The following is a 20,444-nucleotide window of genomic DNA, read 5'->3' as shown; positions in this document are numbered from 1 at the left end:
CATTCGAGCCGGCCATCCGCCGATGATGGTGACAGGCCGTGTGCGATCAGACGCGCGGCCATTCACCCCAGTGAGGTTCGCATGTACAAGAAGATCATGGTGGCCGTCGACGGCAGCGCTTCGTCGAAACAGGCGCTTGCCGAGGCCGTGAAGGTCGCGCTGGCAGGCGACACGCACGTCAGTGCCGTGTACGTCGTCGACAAGTCGGTGCTCTTTACCTACGCGGGCCGTTTCGATCCGCACGCGCTGGTCGAGGAACTGCGCGACGACGGGCGCAAGGTGTTGCGCGAAGCCGAACAGGTCATCGCGCTGGCCGGCGCGAAGGGCGAGGCCGAACTCGTCGAGACCGAGAGCATCGGCGAGGACATCGCGGAACGCCTGCAGCGCTACGTGAAGGAACGCGGGATCGATCTCGCGGTGGTCGGCACGCACGGGCGGCGCGGCATCCGGCGCGTGCTGCTCGGCAGCGTGGCCGAGCGCTTCGTGCGCGGCTCGAAGTGCCCGGTGCTGCTGATCCGCGGCGACGATGACGACGTCGCGGCTACCGCTGCCGCCGCTTGACCGGCCCGGAGCGCGCGATGATACGCCGCCAGTACCGGATCGTCGTCGCGGCGATCGCCGTGTTCGTGTCGCTCGCGGGGATGATGGCCGTCGTGTCGGGGTTGCTGTTCGACAACACGACGGCGCTGCGCGGCGGTGCGATCGCGCTGGTCGTCGGCGTGGCGGGCTTTGTCGTGATGCTCAACCCGGGCGCGAAAGGCGAGGGGTGACGCGTAACGTCGCATCGCTCCTTGAAGGAGTGCGCGCAGGCACGAAGCAGCGCTTTGCCGCCAACGGTCACGCGAGGGTGAACGCGTCCGGGAACGTCCACGTGCTGTCCCGCGACGATCCATGCAAGCCGTGACTGGCGTTGTCCCGACGATCACGACCCGCGGCGCGTGCCGTCACGTGCGGCTCGTACCGGGCGACGCCGCGCTGTCCGGGCTCACCTGCACGTTCAGCCGCTTCAACGTCTCCGCCAGCTCCCCGTTCTTCGGCTGAACCTTGCGCGCCTGCGCGAACACATCGCGCGCTTCATTCCGGCGGCCCAGTTTCCACAGCACTTCGCCCTTGTGCGTCAGCCCGGTCGCATAGGCTTCGCTCGCATCCTTGTCCGTGTCGCCGTCCTTCGCGAAGATCGCGATCGAGCGATCGAACCACGTGAGCGCTTCGTCGTTGCGCCCGAGCCGATACAGCGCCCAGCCCTTGCTGTCGAGCGCATACGCATCGTTCGGCGATTCCGCGAGATGCGCGTCGATCATCGCGAGTCCGCGCTCGACTGCGACGCCTGCGTCGGCGAGCCGATAGCCGATGTCGTTCAGGCGATCGTCGGGAATCCTGTCGAGATCGAGCGCGGCGGCCACGCGGCCCTCGTCGCGTTCGGCGATCGCAAGCGACAGCAGCTTGGCGACGATCTGCTGACGCAGCTCGCTGCTGATCCGGTCGCCGTTGGCGACCAGGCTGCCGAGGTATTGCGTGTACAGGTCGGGCGCGCCCGGGGCGTTCGCGCTGTTCGCGATGGTCAGGCCCGGGCCCGCGCACCAGTCGGTGTCGGCCGCCCCGGCCAGCGTGCCGGCGTAAAGACTGACGCTTCGCGGCGTGTGGGTTTGCGCGTAGTAGGTGTAGCCGTTCGCATCCGAATAGCCGCACGCCAGATATTCGTTCTCCACGTCCAGCACGTACGGGAAATGGCCGAGCGGCGCCGTGCCGCCCGGGTTGACCAGCCGGAACGATTCGCCCAGATCGCCGTCGCCGACGATCGGGTTGAACACCCATTGCTTCTCCGGATGCCGTTTCGGCAGCCGGACCCGGATAGTGCGCCCGGCCGCGTCGGTCGTGCCGAAGATCACGCTGTCATGCTGCTCCGGCTTGACGGGCAGCCCCGCGATGACCTGGCCGGGCAGGAACAGCCGGTAGCGCGCATTCGGCAGCGGCTCGCGCGTGACGGGGTCGCGCAACACGAACTGGTGAACGTAAGCCCCTGTTCCGAGCGACGCCGTCGGCGCGACGTAGGTGCGTGCGAAGGCGGCGGGCAGGGCAGTGCAGCTCAAGGCCGCGGCAACGAGCGCGGCAAGCAGGCGGGATGTCATGAAATTGCGGTTCTTGTTGGTAAAGGTGTTATTGACCGACGGCCGGAAATGCACTGAACGAACCGCGCGACCTTCGATATCCCGCTGCGGATACCGATACGGATGGCCGGAACGTCCAGCGCAAGTCAATGCGGATCCCGCCCGCCGCCACGTGATGCGAGGAAGCGGCGGACGGATGACGCGCGAATGCAGTGCGCAGCATAACAGGCCGTGTCGAGCGTCTCGCTCGTGCACGCGTATCCCGCCCGGCGCGCGACGCGCGACGTTTGCGGCCGCACGCGCTTCTGTCAAACTGGCGCCTATGAAACCGCGTCTCATCTCACCGCCTTCCTCCGATTCCGCGCCTGCGCCCGCAGGCTTTCCCGACGCCGACGAACTGGCCGCGCTGCGCGCGTGGTACGCGGGCATGACCGTGCGCCAGGCCGTCGAGCGCTACCTGCCCGATCGGCTTGGCGAAGGACGGTCGGCGCGCGGCGTGATCGGCGGCATCCGGCGCCGCCTCGTGCGCGTCGCGCGGCAGGTCGGCCGTCCCGATCTCGCGGAGCGGCTCGGTCATTCAGACGGTGAGCGTTTACAGGAGGCGAAGGCTGCCGCGGAAGCGATCGGCCAGTTGCGTCACGCGCGCACGCCGGTCCCGCAGATCAGCGACGACGTCGGCTTGTGGCTGCCCGCGCGTGCGGTCGTCGCGCTGCGTGCGCACGGGATCGCGACGCTCGCGGATCTCACGGTGCGGATTCCGCGCCGGCGCCAGTGGTGGCGATCGATCGCGGGCCTCGGCGTGGCGAGCGCGCGGCACATCGAGGCGTTTTTCGCCGCGCATCCGGAACTGACCGAACGGGCGCGCGCGCTGATCGCGGCGACGCCGCGCGGCAGCATCGTGCCGTGGGAGCAACTGAAGCTGCCGCATGAGGTCGACGGCTCGGCCGGCACGTTCCGCGCGCCGCGCGCGACCAGCACGCTCGATGCGGACAACGACTACGCGGCCGTGCACGCGTGGCTGTCGCTGCACGAATCGGCCGCGACGCGGCGTGCATACCGGAAGGAGGCCGAGCGTCTGATCCTGTGGGCGATCGTCGAGCGCGGCCGCGCGCTGTCGTCGCTGACGACCGAGGATGCGCTCGCGTATCGCGCGTTCGTGCGGCGCCCGACGCCACACGAGCGCTGGGTCGGGCCCGTGCGGCCGCGCGGCGCGCCGGACTGGCGGCCGTTCTCGGGCGCGCTGTCCGCACGCTCGGCCGCGTACACGCTGTCGGTGCTTGGCGCGCTGTTCCGCTGGCTGATCGAGCAGCGCTACCTGCTCGCGAATCCGTTCGCGGGCGTCAAGGTGCGCGACACGCGCGGCGCGAACGCACTCGACACGTCGCATGCGTTCACCGAAGGCGAATGGCTGCTCGTGCGCACGATCGCCGACGGGCTCGAGTTCCGCAAGGTCACGACGGCCGCGCCGCAGTCGGGCTGGACGCCGGCCGCCGCGCAACGGCTGCGCTTCATTCTCGATTTCGGCTATGCGACCGGGCTGCGTGCGAGCGAACTGGTGGGCGCGACGCTCGGCGACATCGAGACCGATGCGCACGGCGACGCGTGGCTGAAGGTGATCGGCAAGGGCAGCAAGGCCGCACGCGTCGCGTTGCCGCCGCTCGCGCGCACGGCGCTCGACCGTTTCCTGGTCGCACGCCGGCTGCCGGTCACGCCGTCACGCTGGCGGCCCGACACGCCGCTGATCCCGAGCCTCGCGGAAGACGGCGCGGCCGCGATCACGAGCGTGCGGCTGTGGAAGGTGATGCAGCGTTTCTTCACGCAGACGGCCGATCAGGTCGATGCCGACAACCCCGCACTCGCGCAGAAGTTGCGGCAGGCAAGCCCGCACTGGATGCGTCATACGCACGCGACGCATGCGCTGGCGCGCGGCGTCGAATTGACGACCGTGCGCGACAACTTGCGGCATGCATCGATCTCGACGACGTCGATTTATCTGCACGGCGACGACGTGAAGCGGGCGCGGCAGATGTCGAGCGCGTTCGCGGCCGACAAGTAACGGCATCGTTCCGGTCGGGCGGCTGCTGCGGTCGCGCGCGGGGCATGTCTGCTGTCGGCGCGTGTTCTGCCGCGCGCGTCTCCGCGCCACGCTCGGCAGTGGAGCGGCCGTGGCGCGGCGCTGGCGAATGCGTGCGGTTTCGGCCGGACGGAAAACAAGCGGCGCAGTTTTCAGCGCGGACTGGAGGTTGCACCGTCATGCAACTGTCACGGCGCAGAGCACGGCGCGCCATGGGCCGGCAAGCCTTGTCGCCCGCGCGTGAATCCGCGTTCCGCCGACGAATGAATGCCGCACCGCAGCGGGATTCACCCGTTGTGCGGAACGGTCCGCCGCACACGACGGTCATAAACTTTTTGCAAGGAGCAGCGGATGGCATCGAGCCAAAGTACGGTCGATTTCATTGTCGAGCAGATGGCTGCGGCCGGCACGGTATCGGCACGCAAGATGTTCGGCGAGTACGGTATCTATTGCGACGGCAAGATGGTCGCGCTTGTCTGCGACGACCGGCTGTTCGTCAAGCCCACGGCAGAAGGCCGCGCGTTTCTCGGCACGTGCGACGAAGGTTCGCCGTATCCGGGCGCGAAGCCGCAGCTCGTGATCGGCGGCGAGCGCTGGGACGATCGCGAATGGCTGTCTGCGCTGATCCGGATCACCGCCGCGCAGTTGCCGGTGCCGGTCAAGCGGAGCCGATAACGGCCCGCTCGCGTGCCATGTTGCGCTGCGGCCAGGCGTATTCTGTGAAACATGTGCGCGCCCCTCGCGCGCCAGGCGGGAGCACAAGAATGAAGACATCCGGAGATCCGCGCGGCACGCGGCTTGCTCGCCGCGCCTGGCACGCGCTCGTCGCGGCCTTATGCGTCGGCTGGAGCGCGCAGTCGTTCGGCGCGGACGATGCGGCCGCGCTGCTCGACCGTTACCACAGCCTCGGCGCGCAACTGAAGGACAATGCGTTTCACCGGCCGCTGGTCCTCGAATCGGCGGAAGCGTCGTCGTCGCTGAAGGGCGACATCTACGCGGTGGTCGACTATCCGTACGCGGTCGTGAGTGGCCAGCTCGACGATCCCGCGCAGGGCCCCGCGAACTGGTGCGCGGTGCTGATCCTGCACCTGAACACGAAGTATTGCCATGCGTCGACCGGCGGCAACGGCCCGGTGCTCGACGTGAACCTCGGCCGCAAGATCCAGCAGAAGCTGTCGGACACCTATCGCGTGCAGTTCCGCTATCGCGTGGCGGCCGCGACGCCCGACTATTTCCAGGTCGACCTGACCGCCGACAGCGGCCCGATGGGCACGAAGGATTACCGGATCGCGCTGGAGGCCGTGCCGGTCGGCGCGTCGCGCACGTTCCTGCATCTGACGTATTCGTATGGCTTCGGCACCGTGGGCCGCATGGCGATGAAGACCTACCTCGCGACCGTCGGCAGCGACAAGGTCGGCTTCACGAACATCGGTGGCGGACCGGCCGCGCCGCCGCAGTACGTCGGCGGCGTGCGCGGGCTGCTGGAGCGCAACACGATGCGCTACTACCTCGCGATCGATACCTATCTCGCGACGCTCGACAAGCCGCTCGACCAGCGCCTCGCGCGCTGGTTCGACGCCACCGAGCAGTATCCGCAGCAACTGCACGAGGTCGAGCGCGGCGCGTATATGCAGATGAAAGCGCAGGAGGTGCAGCGGCAGCAGGCGGCGCGGTGACGCCGCCTGCTGCCGGCTGCTCGGCGTCGATCAGTTCGACGCGCCGCCGACCGTGCGGATGCTGTGCCACTGCCCCTGTTCGACGCGGAACAGCGTGTACGGCGGCTTGATCAGGTCGCCGCGCGCGTCGAACGAGATCTTCCCGGTCACGCCGGTGACCGATACGCCGGGCAGGCTCGCGACGATCTTGCCGCGATCGGTCGAATCGGCCTTGTGAATGGCGGCGATCATCGCGAGCGCCGCGTCGTACGCGAACGGCGCATACAGTTCGACGTCCTGGTTGAAGCGCGCCTTGTAGCGCTGCGCGAACGCGACGGCCGACGGCAGCTTGTCGAGCGCCGGCCCCGGTTCGAGATCCTGCGTGCCTTCGCCCGAGCTGCCGGCAATCGTCAGGAATGCGTTGCTTTTCAATGCGCCGGCGCCGAACAGTTGCGCACGGATGCCGAGCGAGCGCATCTGCTTGACGAGCATCGCACCCTGTTCGTCGAGCCCGCCGAAGAACAGCAGGTCGATGTTGTTACTCTTCATCGTCGTCAGGATGCCGCGAAAATCGACGGCCTTGTCGTTCGTGTATTCGCGATCGACGACGCTGCCGTGCGCGTCCTTCACGCCTTTCTCGAACGCGTCCGCGAGCCCCTGCCCGAACGCGGTGCGATCGTCGATGATGCCGATCCGCTTCGCCTTCAACTGCTCGACCGCGAAGCGGCCGGCCACCACGCCGCCGACGCCGTCGTGCCCCATCGTGCGGAACACGTTCTTGAAGCCCTGCATCGTCAGCTGCGGATTGGTCGAGCCCGGCGTGATCATCGCGACGTTCGCCTGCCGGTAGACGGCCGATGCGGGAATGCTGCAGCCCGAGTTGTAGTGGCCGACCACGCCGACCACGCCGTCGTCGACGAGCTTCTGCGCGACCTGGATCGCGATGCGCGGATCGGCCTGGTCGTCCTGCACGTCGAGCACGAAGCGCACGGGCTTGCCGCCCACGGTCGGATGTTTCGCGTTCTCTTCGTCGAGCGCGAGTTGCGCACCGTATTGCAGATCCTTGCCGACGCGCGCGACGGGCCCCGTCAGCGGGCCGGCGAAGCCGATCCTGATGGTTTCCGGATCCGCGGCGTGCGCGGATGCGGCGACCGTGCCGATCGAACAGAGCGCCAGCCATGCCAGCCAGTTACGACGATTCATGATGCCTCCTTGCAGGGGTGGAAGTCGCGGCGCGCGTCAGAATCGCGCGGCCCGGTACGGCGTGAGGTCCAGCGGCGGTGCGCGCTGGGCGACGAGGTCGGCGACGATTTGCCCGGTGATGCCGGCGAGCGTCACGCCGAGATGCTGATGGCCGAATGCATGGATCACGCGCGCGCTGCGCCGCGCGCGGCCAATGACGGGCACGCCGTCCGGCAGCGTCGGCCGGAAGCCGAGCCAGCTGCGCGTCGGGGTGCCGAGCGACGGCACGGCTTCGCGTGCGGAACGCGTGAGCAGCGCGACGAGCGACGGATTCATCGGCGCGTCGAAGCCGCCGAGTTCGACGGTGCCGGCCGCGCGCAGCCCTTCGTCGAGCGGCGTCATGTAGAAGCCGCGCTCGGCCCAGCCGACCGGCCTCGTGACGATCGGTTCATGCGCGCCGAACTGCACGTGATAGCCGCGCTCGGTATCGAGCGGCACCGCGTCGCCGCACGCGGCCGCGAAGGCGCGCGAGCGTGCGCCGGCGGCAATCACGACATGATCGAACGCGCGCGCGGCGCCGCCTGCATGCACGTTCACGCCGTCACCGGCGGGCTCGATCCGGTCGACCCGCGCGCGTTCGAGCGTCGCGCCGCCGGTGGCGAGGTGCGCGAACAGTTCGCCGAGAAAGCCGCCCGGATCGGAGAAATGCCAGCTTCCGGCGAACCGCACGCCGCGCGTGAAGATCGGCGCGAGTGCGGGTTCGAGCTGGCGGATCGCGCTGGCGTCGAGCGTCTCGAACGGCACGCCGAGCCGGCGCCGCAGCGCGAGCGACGGCTGCGCGGCGTCGAACGACGCCTGCCGCGCGTACAGGTACAGGCATTCGCGCGGCCGCACGAACGCCGCGAGCCGCGCGGTGCCCAGCAACGGCGCATAGCCGTCGGCGGCGCGCGACAGCAGCGCGGCCAGCGCGGTCGCGCTGCGTGCGTGGCGCCCGGGCGTCGATGCGAGCAGGAACCGCGCGAGCCACGGCGCGCCGTGCAGCAGGTACGGCCAGCGGATGCGCAGCGGGCTGTCGGCGGCGAACAGGAAATGGGGGAGGTTGCGGAACACCGACGGGCCGTTCACCGGCACGCAGCCATACGGCGCGAACGTCGCGGCATTGCCGAACGACGCGCCCTGGCCGACGCCGGCCGGATCGAACAGCGTCACGCGATGCCCGTCGCGCTGCAGCCATGCCGCCGCGCCGAGCCCGATGAAGCCTGCACCCACGATGGCGACGTTCGCCATGACGCATCTCCTCCGGTCCACATGAGTCACACAAAGTTGAGATAAAGAATCACACAGCAAATTTTTGTGTGCAATCAAAATGAGATTGTGTGGTGTTAGTGTTTACCCGATCTCAACTACTCGATTCAACGGATATTTGGACTGACGTTTGACGGGAAGGGGATGTCGGATACAATCGCTGGGCAGGTCAAAATGGCAGACAAACGCTTTTTGTGTGGTCACGGGCGACAAATGGCATCAGACAAACTTTCCGGCGAGCGGGATAGCAGCCTGCCGGCACCGGCGAAGCGGCCGACTTATGTCGAGGTATCGAGCTCGATCGAGGCGGAAATCCGCAACGGCATGTATCCGCCGGGCAGCCGCCTGCCGCCGCAACGCCAGCTCGCGACCGAACTCGGGATCAACGTGTCGACCGTGTCCCGCGCGTACAAGGAGTTGCAGCTGCGCGGCCTCGTGATCGGCAGCAAGCGCCGCGGCTCGCTCGTCACCGGCGGCGCGATGCCGAGCATCGCGCCGGCCCGCGCGTCGCTCGCGGCGGGCAACGGCGTGCTCGACCTGACCGTGAACCGTCCGGCGACCGGCGAATTTCTCGCGAGCCTCGCGCAGACGTTCGCCACGCTGCCGAACGATCCGCGTTTTGCCGCGCTGCAGGAATACCAGCCGCCGCAGGGCCCGGACTGGGCGCGCGCGGCCGGCGCACAGTGGCTTGCCGCGCCCGGCTTCGCGCCGTCGAGCGACTAGGTGGTCGTCACGAGCGGTGCGCAGCACGGGCTGTACGCGGTGCTCAACAGCCTGATCGGCACCGACGGCGTGATCGTCGCCGATCGCCTCACGTATTACGGGCTCAAGGCGCTCGCGCCGGTGTTTCAATTCGAGATCGTCAGCGCGCCTTCCGATGACGACGGCCTGCTGCCCGACGAGATCGAGCGGATCTGCGAGCGCATGCCGGTCAAGGCGATCTTCGTCGTGCCGAACCTGCAGAACCCGACCGTGACGACGATGAGCCTGGCGCGCCGGATGGCGCTCGTCGACATCGCGCGGCGTCATCACGTGACGATCATCGAGGACGATGTATACGGCCCGCTCGTGCGCGACCGGCTGCCGGCGATCGCGGGGCTGTGCCCGGAGCTGACGTTCCATATCGGCGCGACGTCGAAGATCCTCGCGCCGGGGCTGCGCCTCGGCTACCTGAGCTGCCCGCGCGACAGCGTCGCGCTGTGCGCGGAAGCGGTGCGCACGACGGCATGGATGCCGGCCCCCACGTCGATGCTGATCGCGACGGTGTGGATCGAGAACGGCACCGCCGAGCGGATCATGGGCGCGCAACTCGCGGAGATTCGCGCGCGCGTCGATCTCGCGCGGGAACTGCTGCCCGTCGGGCAGCTGAAATCCGATCCGGCCTGCATGTTCGTGTGGCTGCGTCTGCCGCCGCCGTGGCGGGCCGACGACTTCGCCGCGAATGCGAAGGCGCGCGGCGTGATCGTGATGCCGTCGTCGACGTTCGCGGTCGATCGCGCGGAAATCGAGCACGGCGTGCGCATCAACCTCGCGTGCCCGGCCACGCGCGACGAACTCGTCAACGGCCTGCGGATTCTCGCCGGCACGTTGAAAGACCGGCCGCGCGCGCTGTTCGGTTCGATCTGACGGCGGCCGTTCAGTCGAGCAACCCGGCGACCACATCGACGATCCGCTGCAGCAGCGCTTCGTCGTAAGGCAGCCACGGCACCGCGCGCAGCGGCGACGGCGGCGGCTCGATCGTGGGCTCGACAGGTTCGCCGTCGCGCATCACGCGCCCGGTCGCGCAATGCACCGACCACGCGCCGACGCGCACATGGCGTTCGTCGATCGTCATCTTCCCTTGCGCCACCGGCTCGGCGAACACGAGCGACAGCACGTGCCGGCGATGCCGCGCCATCGTGCCCAGCGGCATCTCCGACAACCGGTTCAGGCGCTGCCAGCGTTCCGCTTCGCGTTCGCGCTGGCGCACCGGGTCGGTCGTGAGTGCGGCGGCGGCCGCGCGCATCGCGTCGTCGTCGAGCGCGAATGCGGCGACGCTCACGAGCAGGTCGACGGCACGCGCCACTTCCGAGAACACGACACGATCGATCTCGCCGATCGGCAGCGGCACCCAGCGCTGGTCGTGGCGGCGTTCGAAGTGCAGCCGGCGCGACGTGCCGTGGCTTTCCGAGCCCGGATAGAGCCGCGCATCGACGAAGAAGGTCGCGCGCACGTCGCCGAATTCGCGGACGAGCCCGTCGTCGTACGCGCGGATCGACCAGCCTTCGCGGCGCGCGACGCCAATCAGCGGCCGGCTCGACAGCACGTGGCCTTCGAACATCGCGGACTCGCTGGCCCGCGCGTCGCCGTCGGCCGGCACGTAGTATTCGCGGAAGGCCTGCCTGACCGGTTGCCGCAGCGTGCGACCGACGATCGCGCGTTGCCACGCGAGTCGCTCGTCCGCGTCGGCCAGCAACGGGTGCCATAGCCTGATCTCGCTGTCGTCGGCGAGGTCGATCGCGTGTCCGGCCACGTCGCGCAGCACGACCTTGCCTTTCGCGATGTCCGGCATGAACGAATGCGTCGACCCATCGGGGCCGCGCGCGTGCCAGATCATGCGCGTGGCGAACGCCGCGCCGGCCGGCGCATCGACGAGGCGCTCGCGCCATTCGGCACGGCTGAGCGTCATCGACTGCCAGAAGCCGGCTTCCATGCACGTGGCGAGCATCGCAAGCTGCTTCTTGTCGGGTTTCGCGTCGAGCGTCATGCGCAGCGCGGTGTGCGGCCGCTCGCCGAGCGCGCGTTCGGCCGGCTTCAGGTTGCGCGCGAGTTTCTTCTGCACGCCGGCATGACGCACGATGGCGAGCGCATCGCGTAGCGCACGCACGCTCTCGGGTGTCGGGATCGTCTCGATCGCGTGGCCGAGCGCGATCGCAAGCGATTGCGACGGCGCAGTCTTCGCGGCCGTCGGCGCGACGCACACGCCGGTCAGCAACGGCCCGATCAGCGGGCGCAGCCACGCTTCGTCGCGATAGGCGGCCACGCGCGCGGCGCGCGCGACGACCTGCGCGTCGTCGGTCGTGAACGCGCGATCGGCCTCGTAGGGCACGGCACCCGCATGGAGCGCCGCGACCTGCCGCGCGGCTTCGGTCAGTGCGTCGCGCGCGAACGCGACGTACGCGGCGTCTTCCGCGAGCGTGACAGCGGGATCGCTGAGGTCGAGCCACAGTCGCTTCGGCGCGAAGTAGCCGTCGTTCGTCGCGGCCAGCGCGAGCAGCGCGGCCGGCCCGAGTTCAGGCAGTACGTCGAGTTCGCGCACGCGAAACGGCGAATCCGCCAGCGCTTGCGCATACACGTCGCGTCGCGCCGAGAAGTCGCGGCGGCCGGCGAACCGATCGAGCGCATACACGCCATACGTGCTGGATCCCGAGCGGACGTCGCCTTCCTCCGGTTCGCCCGCAATGCGCGCGAGTTCGGCTTGCAGCGCCGGCGACGGCATGGTGTCGAGGCAGGGTAACTCATCCAGCGCGCGTTTCCACTCGCCGGCCGGGATGTCGCGGAACAGTTCGAGCGCGGCATCGGCGTCGACGAGCGGCACGAGTCCGAGCGCATCGATTTGATCGTGCAGCCAGCGCGCGAATTTGGCGCGCGGATCGTCGAACGCCTGGTCGCGCACCAGGATCTCGTGCTCGACCCGGCGCAATGCGGGCCAGACCGTGCCGAGCCCGTGCGCATCGAGTGTCGACAGATCGATCGGCGTGCCGGTGAAGTGCGGGTGGTCGGTGCGGCCGGTCAGCCGCGCGACGAGCTGGTCGACGAGGGCGCGTTCAGTCATCCGCGGTCTCCATGGCGGACGTGTCGTTCCGGCGCCGTTTCTGTACTTTCCAGGCGGCGCGGATCATGCCGCCGACGGCGGATGCCTGTTCGATCGTGTATTGCATGGTCTGACTCCGGCAGTGAAAACCGTGCGGACGCACAGTATTGCACCCCAATTGATGCAGCCGGGCGAAAGGCCGTGCGGCGGGCGTTCCAGGACGATCCGGCCATGTCGTGCAAGGCTCCCGTCCGTCCAGCTGTTTCATAAGACGTACAGTTTTCTCGCGATACGCGATTCGCGCCGAACTGTACTCTTGTCCGCGTGGTCGATGTGTGTTCTCGCCGCAAACTGTTCTGCTCTTAAGATTCCATCATCAAGTGCACAGTGCCGCAGATCCCGTTGTACCGGAACCCTGTTGGCGCATCTTCAAGAGCGAGCCAATGCGATGGAAAAGGCAAAACCGGAGGGAAAGATCAGGAATCACGACGGCCCGGTCGGCGGGCAGAACACGTGCGTGCCGGACGCGCGCGGCAGGGCGGCACGGCGGCGCAGGCCGGCGGGAGGCGCGCGATGAAGCTCTATGAAAAACTCGCGGACGACATCGAGCGCCTGATCCGCCAGGGCGTGTACCGGCACGGCGACCGGATTCCGTCGGTGCGGCAGGCGAGCCAGCAGCACCGGATCAGCATCACGACCGTGCTGCATGCGTATCTGCTGCTGGAAAGCCGCGGGTTGCTCGAAAGCCGGCCGCAGTCGGGCTATTTCGTGAACCTGCGGCGTGACGACGGCCATGCGCCGGTGCGCGAGCTGCGGCCGTCGAAGCCGATCGCGATCTCGTCGTCGGTCGACGTGAGCCGGCTGGTGCTGTCGACGCTGCGCTCGATCGGCGCCGACGACGCGGTGCCGCTCGGCTCGCCGTATCCGGACCCGAGCCTGTTCCCGTTCGAGAAGCTGAACCGCTACGCGTATGCGGCCGGCCGCGACAAGTCGCTGTGGGGCGTGACGGACGGGTTGCCGCCGGGGCATCCGCGGCTGATCCGGCAGATCGCGCGACGCTACCTGGAAAACGGGATGTCGGTGGACCCGAACGAGATCATCGTGACGGTCGGCGCGACGGAGGCGATCAACCTGTGCCTGCAGGCCGTCGCGAAGCCGGGCGACACGATCGCGGTGGAATCGCCGACGTTCTACGCGATGCTGCACGCGATCGAGCGGATGGGGATGAAGGCGATCGAGGTGGCGACGCATCCGGAATACGGGATCGACATCGCGGCGCTGGCGGCGATTGCGAAGTCGCAGCCGATCGCCGCGTGCATGGTGATGCCGAACTTCCAGAACCCGCTCGGCTTCCAGATGCCGGACGAGCGCAAGCGCGAGCTGGTCGAGTTCGCCGCGAAGGCCGGGATGCCGCTGATCGAAAATGGCGTGTACAACGAACTGTATTTCGGCGATGCGCATCCGAGTTCGCTGAAGTCCTACGACCGCAGCGGGATCGTGCTGCATTGTTCGTCGTTCTCGAAGAGCCTGACGGCCGCGTACCGGATCGGCTGGGCGCTCCCGGGCCGCTATCGTGACCAGGTCGAGAAGCTGAAATTCCTGAACACGCTCGCGACGCCGTCGTTGCCGCAGCTCGCGATCGCGGAGTTTCTCGAACGCGACGGCTACGAGCATCACCTGAGGCGGATTCGCAAGGCGTATGCGCAGCAGGCGAACCTGATGCGCGCGATGGTGTCGCGATTCTTCCCGGAAGGCACGCGCATCTCGAGCCCGGCCGGCGGGTACGTGCTGTGGGTCGAGCTGCCCGCGCCGGTCGATGCGATGCGGCTGTACCAGCTCGCGCTGGAGCAGGGGATCACGATCGGGCCCGGCTACATGTTCTCGATCACGGACAGCTACCGGAACTTCATCCGGCTGAACTACAGCAGCCCGTGGTCGCCGGAGATCGAGCAGGCGGTGATCACGGTCGGCAAGCTGGCCTCGGCGTGCATGCGGTGAGCAGGCGGGAGCAGCATCTTGCGTTTCGACGACGAAGCCGGCGTTGTGCCGGCTTTTTACCTGTCGAGCCGGGCCGCGAGCGGCTGACAAGCGACGTCAATGCGCACGTATCGCAACGGGCGATCGATGTCATGCCGGGTGCCTTCCGGCACACCATGATGTCAGCCGCCCGTCACCGGCGGAAAAAATGCCACCTCGCTATCCTCCCGCACGACGAATCCCCCCGTCACCATCTCGAGATTGACGGCCGCGCGCACGGGCCGGTCCATCCGCAGCGCTTCCGCGCTGCGCGCATCGCGTGCGGCCAGCATGTCGCGCAGCGCGTCGACGGAGAGTTCGAGCGCATCGATCTCGACGATTTCCTCGTCGAGATCGAGTTGTTCGCGAATGCTTGCAAAGTATTTGATCGTCAGTTTCATTGCGATGTCTTGAAAGGAATCGGCGGAATCGGTAAGGGCGCGGCGCGCGCGCTCAGCCCCAGCGCCGCATCGCCTGGTCGTCGTGCGCTTTTGCCTCCACCCAGCCGGATACGCCGTCGTGGCGGATCTCCTTCTTCCAGAACGGTGCGTGGGTCTTCAGGAAGTCCATCAGGAATTCGCACGCATCGAACGCGGACCCCCGATGCGCGGCGGCCACCACGACCAGCACGACCGCCTGGCCGAGCGGAATGCGCCCGACCCGATGCACGATCTTGATCGCTTCGAGCCGCCAGCGTGCGCTGGCTTCCTCGACGATGCTCCACAGGGCCTGTTCGGTCATCGTCGGATAGTGCTCGACCTCGAGCGCGATCACGTCGTCGACGTCGCCTTCGTTGCGCACGACACCGAGGAAATTCACGACCGCGCCGACATTCGGATTGCGAACGATCGGCGCGAGCTCGGCGCCGGCATCGATCGACGCGTGCTGCACGCGCACTTCAAAGCCGGCGGCAATCGACGGTGGCGGCTCGGGGTGCAGGTCGGTCGTGCCGTCGGGAGCGGGGCTGCCGGCGTGCAACGGATCGTCCGGCTGCCCGGCGCGGGATGCGGTGAAGGTCGTCATGACGGTTCTCCTGTAAGCGGGGCGTCCGGTGTCGCGCGGCGGCCCCTCAGCCGCCGACCAGCGACATGCGCACGGTCGGATAGGTCTTGCCCGGCGCACGGGCCGGTCGTGCGGCCCGGCGCTCGGAGTAGCGGTCGTCGCGGTGCGTCCAGCGCTCGCGCACGGCGGCGGCGAGGTCGGCGATCGACGCCGCGTCGTCGAGCCACGGCCGCAGGTCGGCGCCTTGCGTCGCGAACAGGCACGTGTAGAGCTGTCCGTCGGCCGACACGCGGGCGCGCGAGCAGGTGCCGCAAAACGGATGCGACACGCTTGCGATGAAGCCGACTTCGCCCGCGCCGTCGATGTGCGCGCAACGGATCGCGGTCGCGTCGTGCCCCGGTTCGCCGACGAGCACGAGCGGATAGTGCGCGTCGATCAGCTCGCGCATGCGCGCGGCCGGCACGACCTTGTCGCCGGACCAGAAGCTCGCGCCGCCGACATCCATGTATTCGATGAAACGCACGGTCACGCCCGACTGCCGGAAGTGCCGCACGAGCGGCAGGATCTGGTCGTCGTTCGCGCCGCGCTCGATCACCGCGTTGACCTTGACCGGCGCGAGCCCGGCGGCCTGCGCGGCCTCGATGCCGGCCAGCACGCGCGACACGGGCACGTCGGCGTCGCTCATCCGGCGGAACACCGCATCGTCGAGCGCATCGAGGCTGACCGTCACGCGCGACAGGCCCGCGTCGCGCAGCGTGCGCGCCTTCGCGGCCAGCAGCGAGCCGTTGGTCGTCAGCGCGATTTCGACGGGCTTGCCATCGACGGTCGTCAGCGCGGCGAGGCGTTCGATCAGCGCTTCGAGGTTGCGGCGCAGCAGCGGCTCGCCGCCCGTGATGCGGATTTTTTCGACGCCGAGCGACGTGAACGCGCGGGCGATCTTTTCCAGTTGCGCGAACGACAGCCGCTCGGACGACGGCATGAATGCATAGTCGGCGCCGAAGCTTTCGCGCGGCATGCAGTAGCCGCAGCGGAAATTGCATTGATCGATCACGGACAGGCGCAGGTCGCGCAGCGGGCGGCCAAGCGTGTCGGACGTGCGGGGGAAAGCGCCGGGCGATGCGCCGCCGGAAAGTGCGGCAGCGGCCGGTGCGGCGGAAACGATGGCATTCACGATCGGTTCGTCGGCCTGCAAGAAGTAAGCGGTGGGACGTCGCCGGTCGGCCGTGCGTGTGCGGATGGGCAGGCGCAGGGCGCGTGACGAGCCTCTTCATGAGGATAGTCCGCCGGGTTTTTCCGGCAGGGACACAATCGCGCCCGAATTGCAGGAATACAGTTCGCCGGGCGGCCTGCGTGGCCCGCGCGGTGAAGGGCGCGGATCGGGCGAATGTCCGGCGTCGCGCTCATGCGAGCCACTGCGCGAATTCGTAATAGGGTACGGCGTCGCCGCACGCGATGCGCTGCCCGGCCGGCAACCGGGCCAGCCCGCTCGCCTGCACGAGCGACTGCAGCGTGCCGGCGCCTTGCTGGCGCAGCGTATCGAGGGCGGGCGTGCCGTCGAGGCCGACCGTGCAGTGCACGCGCACGAAGCGTTCGCGCTGCGCATCCGGTTCGAAGTCGGCGTCGATCGGCAGCGACGGCACGTCCGGTACGCGTGTATCGCGCCCCTGCAGGCGGCGGATCAGCGGCGCGACGAACAGCGCGAACGCCGTCATCGCGGCACCCGGATTGCCGGGCAGCAGCACCACCGGCCGCGTGTCGAGCCGTGCGAGTGCAACCGGCTTGCCCGGCTTCATGCGCACGCCGGCGACGATGAACGATGCGCCGAGCGCGTCCAGCGAGGGGCGCAGCAGATCCTTGTCGCCGACCGATGCGCCACCGACGCAGATCACCAGGTCGCACCCCGCGTGCAGATCGCGCAGCGCGCGATCGACGGCCGCCGCGGTGTCGGCCGCATGCAGGCTCATCGCGACATCGGCGCCGGTTCCCGAGACCAGCGAGGCGAGCATCGGCGCGTTACTGTTGTAAATCTGTTGCGGCGCCCGCGGCTGCCCGCACGCGACGAGCTCGTCGCCGGTCGTCAGGATGCCGACACGCAGCGCGGGGCGCACGTCGACGCGCGCGAATCCCTGCGCGGCGGCGACGCCGACATGCATCGCGCCCAGGCGTACGCCGGCCGGCACGAGCAGGTCGCCGGCGCGCACTTCCTCGCCGCGGCGGCGGATGTGCGAGCCGCTGCGCTGCGGCGCGTCGAATGCGACCCAGCCGTCCTGCTCGCGTGCGTGCTCCTGCATCACGACGGTGTCCGCGCCCGGCGGTATCACGCTGCCGGTGAAGATCCGCGCGGCCGTGCGCCGGGCCAGCGGTGCCGGCGTGTCGCCCGCATAGCAGCGCTGCGCGACGTGCAGCGGTTCGCCTTGCGCGAGATCCGCGTGACGCACGGCGTAGCCGTCCATCGCACTCTGGTCGGCCGGTGGCTGGTCGAGCACGGCGGTGAGCGGCGCGGCCAGCACGTGGCCGGCGGCTTGCGCGACCGGGATGGACGTGGTGGCCGCGAGCGGCGCGAACGCGCTCGCGAAATGCTGCTGCGCGGTATCGAAATCGGTCAGGGGTTTCATCAGGAAAGCGCCGGATGCGCCGGTTGGTCGGGATGAGAGAGGGGAGCGATGTCGGGCGACACGTATTCGACGAAGCCGTCGTTGCGGCAGAAGCCGAGCAGCCGCACGCCGGCTTCGCGGGCGATGTCGATGGCGAGCGACGTCGGCGCCGAGATCGTCGCGATCATCGGGATGCTGACCCGCGCGGCCTTGCGCACCAGTTCGTAGCTTGCCCGGCTCGACAGGAACACGAAGCCGTCGTGCAGGTTCGCACGACGCCGCGCGAGCCGGCCGATCAGCTTGTCGAGCGCGTTGTGGCGGCCGACGTCCTCGAACACGTCGAGCACGTCGCCGTCGCGGTCGCACCAGGCGGCCGCATGGATGCCGCCCGTCTCGCGCATCAGCGTCTGACGGGCCGGCAACGTGCGCGCGGCGCGCGCGATCGATGCCGCGCCGATCCCGGCGGCCGCGCCGGCGGCGGCGATGCGCGGCGGGTGCAGGTCGAGCTGCGCAATGCTTTCGATTCCGCATACGCCGCAGCCGGTGCGGCCGGCCAGCGCGCGCCGGTGCGCCTTCATCGCCATGAACGCCTGCTGCGATACGGTAAGCCGCACTTCGGCGCTGCCGGCCCGGTATTCGCTTTCGATGTCGAAAACGTCCGACGCGCGCTCGACGATGCCTTCGCTCAACGCAAAGCCGAGGCCGAACACGTCGAGGTCGATCGGGGTCGCCATCATGACCGTGTGCGCGATCCCGTTGAACACGAGTGCAACCGGCGTTTCGTCGACGACACGGTCGACGGTGTCCCGTGCGTCGCCGGCACGGTGACGTGTCACACGACACGCGGTGCTGCCGGTCGGATCGTCGCGGCGGATGCAGGACTCCATGCGGTTTTCTCCAGGCGGATCGGCCGGCTGCCCGGCCGGGTCGGGCGCGTGCGCCGGACCAGGGGATTCGATGCTGCCGGGCGGGCGTGGCCGAGGGGCTCGGCGTGGCCGTGGGCAGGCGTTGCAGCGGATGTTAGCGGGGATGAAGGGCACGCCGGATGCACAGCGCCGCCACGCGGAAAGCAGTACAGCCGACCGTCCCGCCGGCACGAAATGTGTTTTCCGTACACACATCTTCGGCAGCGCAAGCAGCACAGTTTCGACGCACGCTCGAACGATTGCGAGTATCGTTGCAAACGCGATATCGTCATTCACGCTTCGATGCCATGCGAGTGACCGTTGGTGTTCGCATGTGTTGTCGCCAAGCCGTCGCGCGATTTCCTGCTTCGAGCGTACGTCCTCACAACCACGAGCAAATTACGGTCATGGAAATCTTCGATGCGTTCCATCTCGCCCGATTGCAATTCGCGTTCACGGTGTCGTTCCACATCGTGTTTCCCGCGATCAGCATCGGCATGGCGAGCTTCCTGGCAGTGCTGGAATGGCGCTACCTCGTCACCGGCGATGCCGCCTACAAATCGATGTTCCAGTTCTGGTCGAAGATCTTCGCGATCGGCTTCGGGATGGGCGTGGTCTCCGGCGTCGTGATGGCGTACGAGTTCGGCACCAACTGGGCCGGTTTCTCGCGCGTCGCGGGCAACATCACGGGCCCGCTGCTCACCTATGAAGTGTTGACGGCGTTCTTCCTCGAAGCCGGCTTCCTCGGCGTGATGCTGTTCGGCTGGCAACGCGTCAGCCCGCGCGCCCACTTCTTCGCGACGCTGATGGTCGCGGTCGGCACGCTGATCTCGACGTTCTGGATCCTCGCGTCGAACAGCTTCATGCAGACGCCGCAGGGCTACAAGATCGAGAACGGCCTCGTCGTGCCGGTCGACTGGTTCAAGGTCGTCTTCAACCCGTCGTTCCCGTACCGGCTCGTGCACATGACGATCGCGGCGTTCATCGTCGCCGGCTTCATCGTCGCCGCGTGCGGCGCGTGGCACCTGCTCAAGGGCCGTCGCGACGAGCCGGTGAAGCGCAGCTTCTCGATGGCGCTGTGGATGTTGCTGGTGCTCGCGCCGATCCAGATCGTCGTCGGCGATGCGCACGGGCTGAACACGCGCGAATACCAGCCGGCGAAGATCGCGGCGATCGAAGGGCTGTGGGAAACCGAGAAGGGCGGCACCGCGCTGAACCTCGTCGGGTTGCCCGACATGCAGGCCGAAACCACGCGCTATGCGATCCAGGTGCCGCACCTCGGCAGCCTGATCCTCACGCACAGCTGGGACGGCGAGATTCGCGGCTTGAAGGAATTCCCGCCGCAGGACCGCCCGTATTCGCCGATCGTGTTCTGGACGTTCCGGATCATGGCGGGCCTCGGGATGCTGATGCTGCTCACCGCGCTGCTCGGGCTGCTGCTGAGAAGGGGCGGGCGCCTGTATGAAACGCGCTGGTTCCAGTGGTTCGTGGTGGCGATGGGGCCGTCGGGCATCCTCGCGCTGCTGGCCGGCTGGATCACCACCGAGGTCGGGCGGCAGCCATGGACCGTGTACGGCGTGCTGCGCACCGTCGATTCGGTGGCGCCGCTCAGCGCGCAGCAGGTTGGCGTGTCGCTGCTGATCTTCGTGGTCGTGTATTTCCTGGTGTTCGGAACGGGTATCTATTACATGTTGAAACTGATGAAGCGCGGGCCGGCCGCGCAGGCCGGGTATATCGAGCTGCACCGCCATCCGGGGCTGCGCAAGAGCGCGCTGTCCACGCCGCTGAACGTCACCGAAGCGGAGTAAGC

At 68.4% G+C, this 20,444-nt stretch carries 16 protein-coding genes and 1 pseudogene; 8 read left to right on the top strand and 9 right to left on the bottom strand.

The genetic code is table 11. From position 1 onward, the window contains the following. Nucleotides 1-81: 81 nt before the first annotated feature. A complete protein-coding gene (locus HWX39_RS25765; RefSeq protein WP_175970613.1) occupies nucleotides 82-561 on the top strand; it encodes a universal stress protein in 480 nt (159 codons plus the stop codon). 17 nt (nucleotides 562-578) lie between these two features. Next, a complete protein-coding gene (locus HWX39_RS25760; RefSeq protein WP_175970612.1) occupies nucleotides 579-770 on the top strand; it encodes a DUF2964 family protein in 192 nt (63 codons plus the stop codon). 174 nt (nucleotides 771-944) lie between these two features. Here the strand turns inward: HWX39_RS25760 and HWX39_RS25755 are convergent, their stop codons facing one another. Then, nucleotides 945-2,129 carry a tetratricopeptide repeat protein gene (locus tag HWX39_RS25755; RefSeq protein ID WP_175970611.1) on the bottom strand — a complete coding sequence of 395 codons (1,185 nt, stop codon included), beginning with the start codon at nucleotides 2,127-2,129 and terminating at the stop codon, nucleotides 945-947. Nucleotides 2,130-2,430: 301 nt separating this feature from the next. Between HWX39_RS25755 and HWX39_RS25750 the strand changes: the two genes are divergently transcribed. The 3 genes from HWX39_RS25750 to HWX39_RS25740 all read left to right on the top strand — a co-directional run bounded on the left by HWX39_RS25750 (nucleotide 2,431) and on the right by HWX39_RS25740 (nucleotide 5,858). Further along, entirely contained in the window at nucleotides 2,431-4,164 is a 1,734-nt protein-coding gene (locus tag HWX39_RS25750; protein ID WP_175970610.1) for a site-specific integrase, read from the top strand. 369 nt (nucleotides 4,165-4,533) lie between these two features. Then, on the top strand, nucleotides 4,534-4,857 hold the full coding sequence (locus tag HWX39_RS25745) for a TfoX/Sxy family protein (RefSeq protein WP_175970609.1): 324 nt from the start codon (nucleotides 4,534-4,536) through the stop codon (nucleotides 4,855-4,857). An 89-nt stretch (nucleotides 4,858-4,946) separates the two neighbouring features. Further along, nucleotides 4,947-5,858 (top strand): hypothetical protein, encoded by a 912-nt coding sequence (locus HWX39_RS25740; protein WP_175970608.1) that lies wholly within the window; start codon nucleotides 4,947-4,949, stop codon nucleotides 5,856-5,858. 30 nt (nucleotides 5,859-5,888) lie between these two features. On the opposite strand, the gene HWX39_RS25735 is transcribed toward HWX39_RS25740, so the two are convergent. Both HWX39_RS25735 and HWX39_RS25730 read right to left on the bottom strand, forming a co-directional pair. After that, nucleotides 5,889-7,040: a branched-chain amino acid ABC transporter substrate-binding protein gene (locus HWX39_RS25735; RefSeq protein ID WP_175970607.1), complete on the bottom strand. Its 1,152-nt coding sequence runs from the start codon at nucleotides 7,038-7,040 to the stop codon at nucleotides 5,889-5,891. A 36-nt stretch (nucleotides 7,041-7,076) separates the two neighbouring features. Beyond that, the gene (locus tag HWX39_RS25730; protein ID WP_175970606.1) at nucleotides 7,077-8,306 is read right to left on the bottom strand and encodes an FAD-dependent oxidoreductase; all 1,230 of its coding nucleotides are present in this window, start codon (nucleotides 8,304-8,306) and stop codon (nucleotides 7,077-7,079) included. A 231-nt stretch (nucleotides 8,307-8,537) separates the two neighbouring features. Here HWX39_RS25730 and HWX39_RS25725 point away from each other — a divergent pair. Further along, nucleotides 8,538-9,950 (top strand): annotated as a pseudogene (locus HWX39_RS25725) (PLP-dependent aminotransferase family protein). 10 nt (nucleotides 9,951-9,960) lie between these two features. Here the strand turns inward: HWX39_RS25725 and HWX39_RS25720 are convergent. After that, entirely contained in the window at nucleotides 9,961-12,138 is a 2,178-nt protein-coding gene (locus HWX39_RS25720) for a DUF4132 domain-containing protein (RefSeq protein ID WP_175970605.1), read from the bottom strand. A 552-nt stretch (nucleotides 12,139-12,690) separates the two neighbouring features. On the opposite strand from HWX39_RS25720, the gene HWX39_RS25715 reads away from it, so the two are divergent. Then, complete coding sequence (locus HWX39_RS25715; protein WP_175970604.1) at nucleotides 12,691-14,115, top strand: PLP-dependent aminotransferase family protein; 1,425 nt, start codon at nucleotides 12,691-12,693, stop codon at nucleotides 14,113-14,115. A gap of 161 nt (nucleotides 14,116-14,276) precedes the next feature. Here the strand turns inward: HWX39_RS25715 and HWX39_RS25710 are convergent, their stop codons facing one another. The 5 genes from HWX39_RS25710 to fdhD all read right to left on the bottom strand — a co-directional run bounded on the left by HWX39_RS25710 (nucleotide 14,277) and on the right by fdhD (nucleotide 18,616). Continuing rightward, nucleotides 14,277-14,534 carry a MoaD/ThiS family protein gene (locus HWX39_RS25710; protein WP_175970603.1) on the bottom strand — a complete coding sequence of 86 codons (258 nt, stop codon included), beginning with the start codon at nucleotides 14,532-14,534 and terminating at the stop codon, nucleotides 14,277-14,279. Between the two features lie 52 nt (nucleotides 14,535-14,586). Continuing rightward, complete coding sequence (locus HWX39_RS25705) at nucleotides 14,587-15,156, bottom strand: molybdenum cofactor biosynthesis protein MoaE (protein ID WP_175970602.1); 570 nt, start codon at nucleotides 15,154-15,156, stop codon at nucleotides 14,587-14,589. Between the two features lie 46 nt (nucleotides 15,157-15,202). Continuing rightward, nucleotides 15,203-16,327, bottom strand: coding sequence for a GTP 3',8-cyclase MoaA (moaA, locus tag HWX39_RS25700; RefSeq protein WP_175970601.1), 1,125 nt, complete (start codon nucleotides 16,325-16,327; stop codon nucleotides 15,203-15,205). Nucleotides 16,328-16,535: 208 nt separating this feature from the next. After that, on the bottom strand, nucleotides 16,536-17,750 hold the full coding sequence (glp, locus tag HWX39_RS25695; RefSeq protein WP_175970600.1) for a gephyrin-like molybdotransferase Glp: 1,215 nt from the start codon (nucleotides 17,748-17,750) through the stop codon (nucleotides 16,536-16,538). Further along, nucleotides 17,750-18,616: a formate dehydrogenase accessory sulfurtransferase FdhD gene (gene fdhD, locus HWX39_RS25690; protein ID WP_175970599.1), complete on the bottom strand. Its 867-nt coding sequence runs from the start codon at nucleotides 18,614-18,616 to the stop codon at nucleotides 17,750-17,752. The genes glp and fdhD overlap by 1 nt, the downstream gene beginning before the upstream one ends. Nucleotides 18,617-19,041: 425 nt before the next feature. Between fdhD and HWX39_RS25685 the strand changes: the two genes are divergently transcribed. Next, complete coding sequence (locus HWX39_RS25685; RefSeq protein WP_175970598.1) at nucleotides 19,042-20,442, top strand: cytochrome ubiquinol oxidase subunit I; 1,401 nt, start codon at nucleotides 19,042-19,044, stop codon at nucleotides 20,440-20,442. Nucleotides 20,443-20,444 lie beyond the last annotated feature (2 nt).

It is taken from the genome of Burkholderia sp. BCC0322 (assembly GCF_902833045.1).
Taxonomy (GTDB): Bacteria; Pseudomonadota; Gammaproteobacteria; order Burkholderiales; family Burkholderiaceae; genus Burkholderia.
Note: the sequence above shows the minus strand (reverse complement) of the source record. Positions and strands in the feature narration are given on the sequence as shown.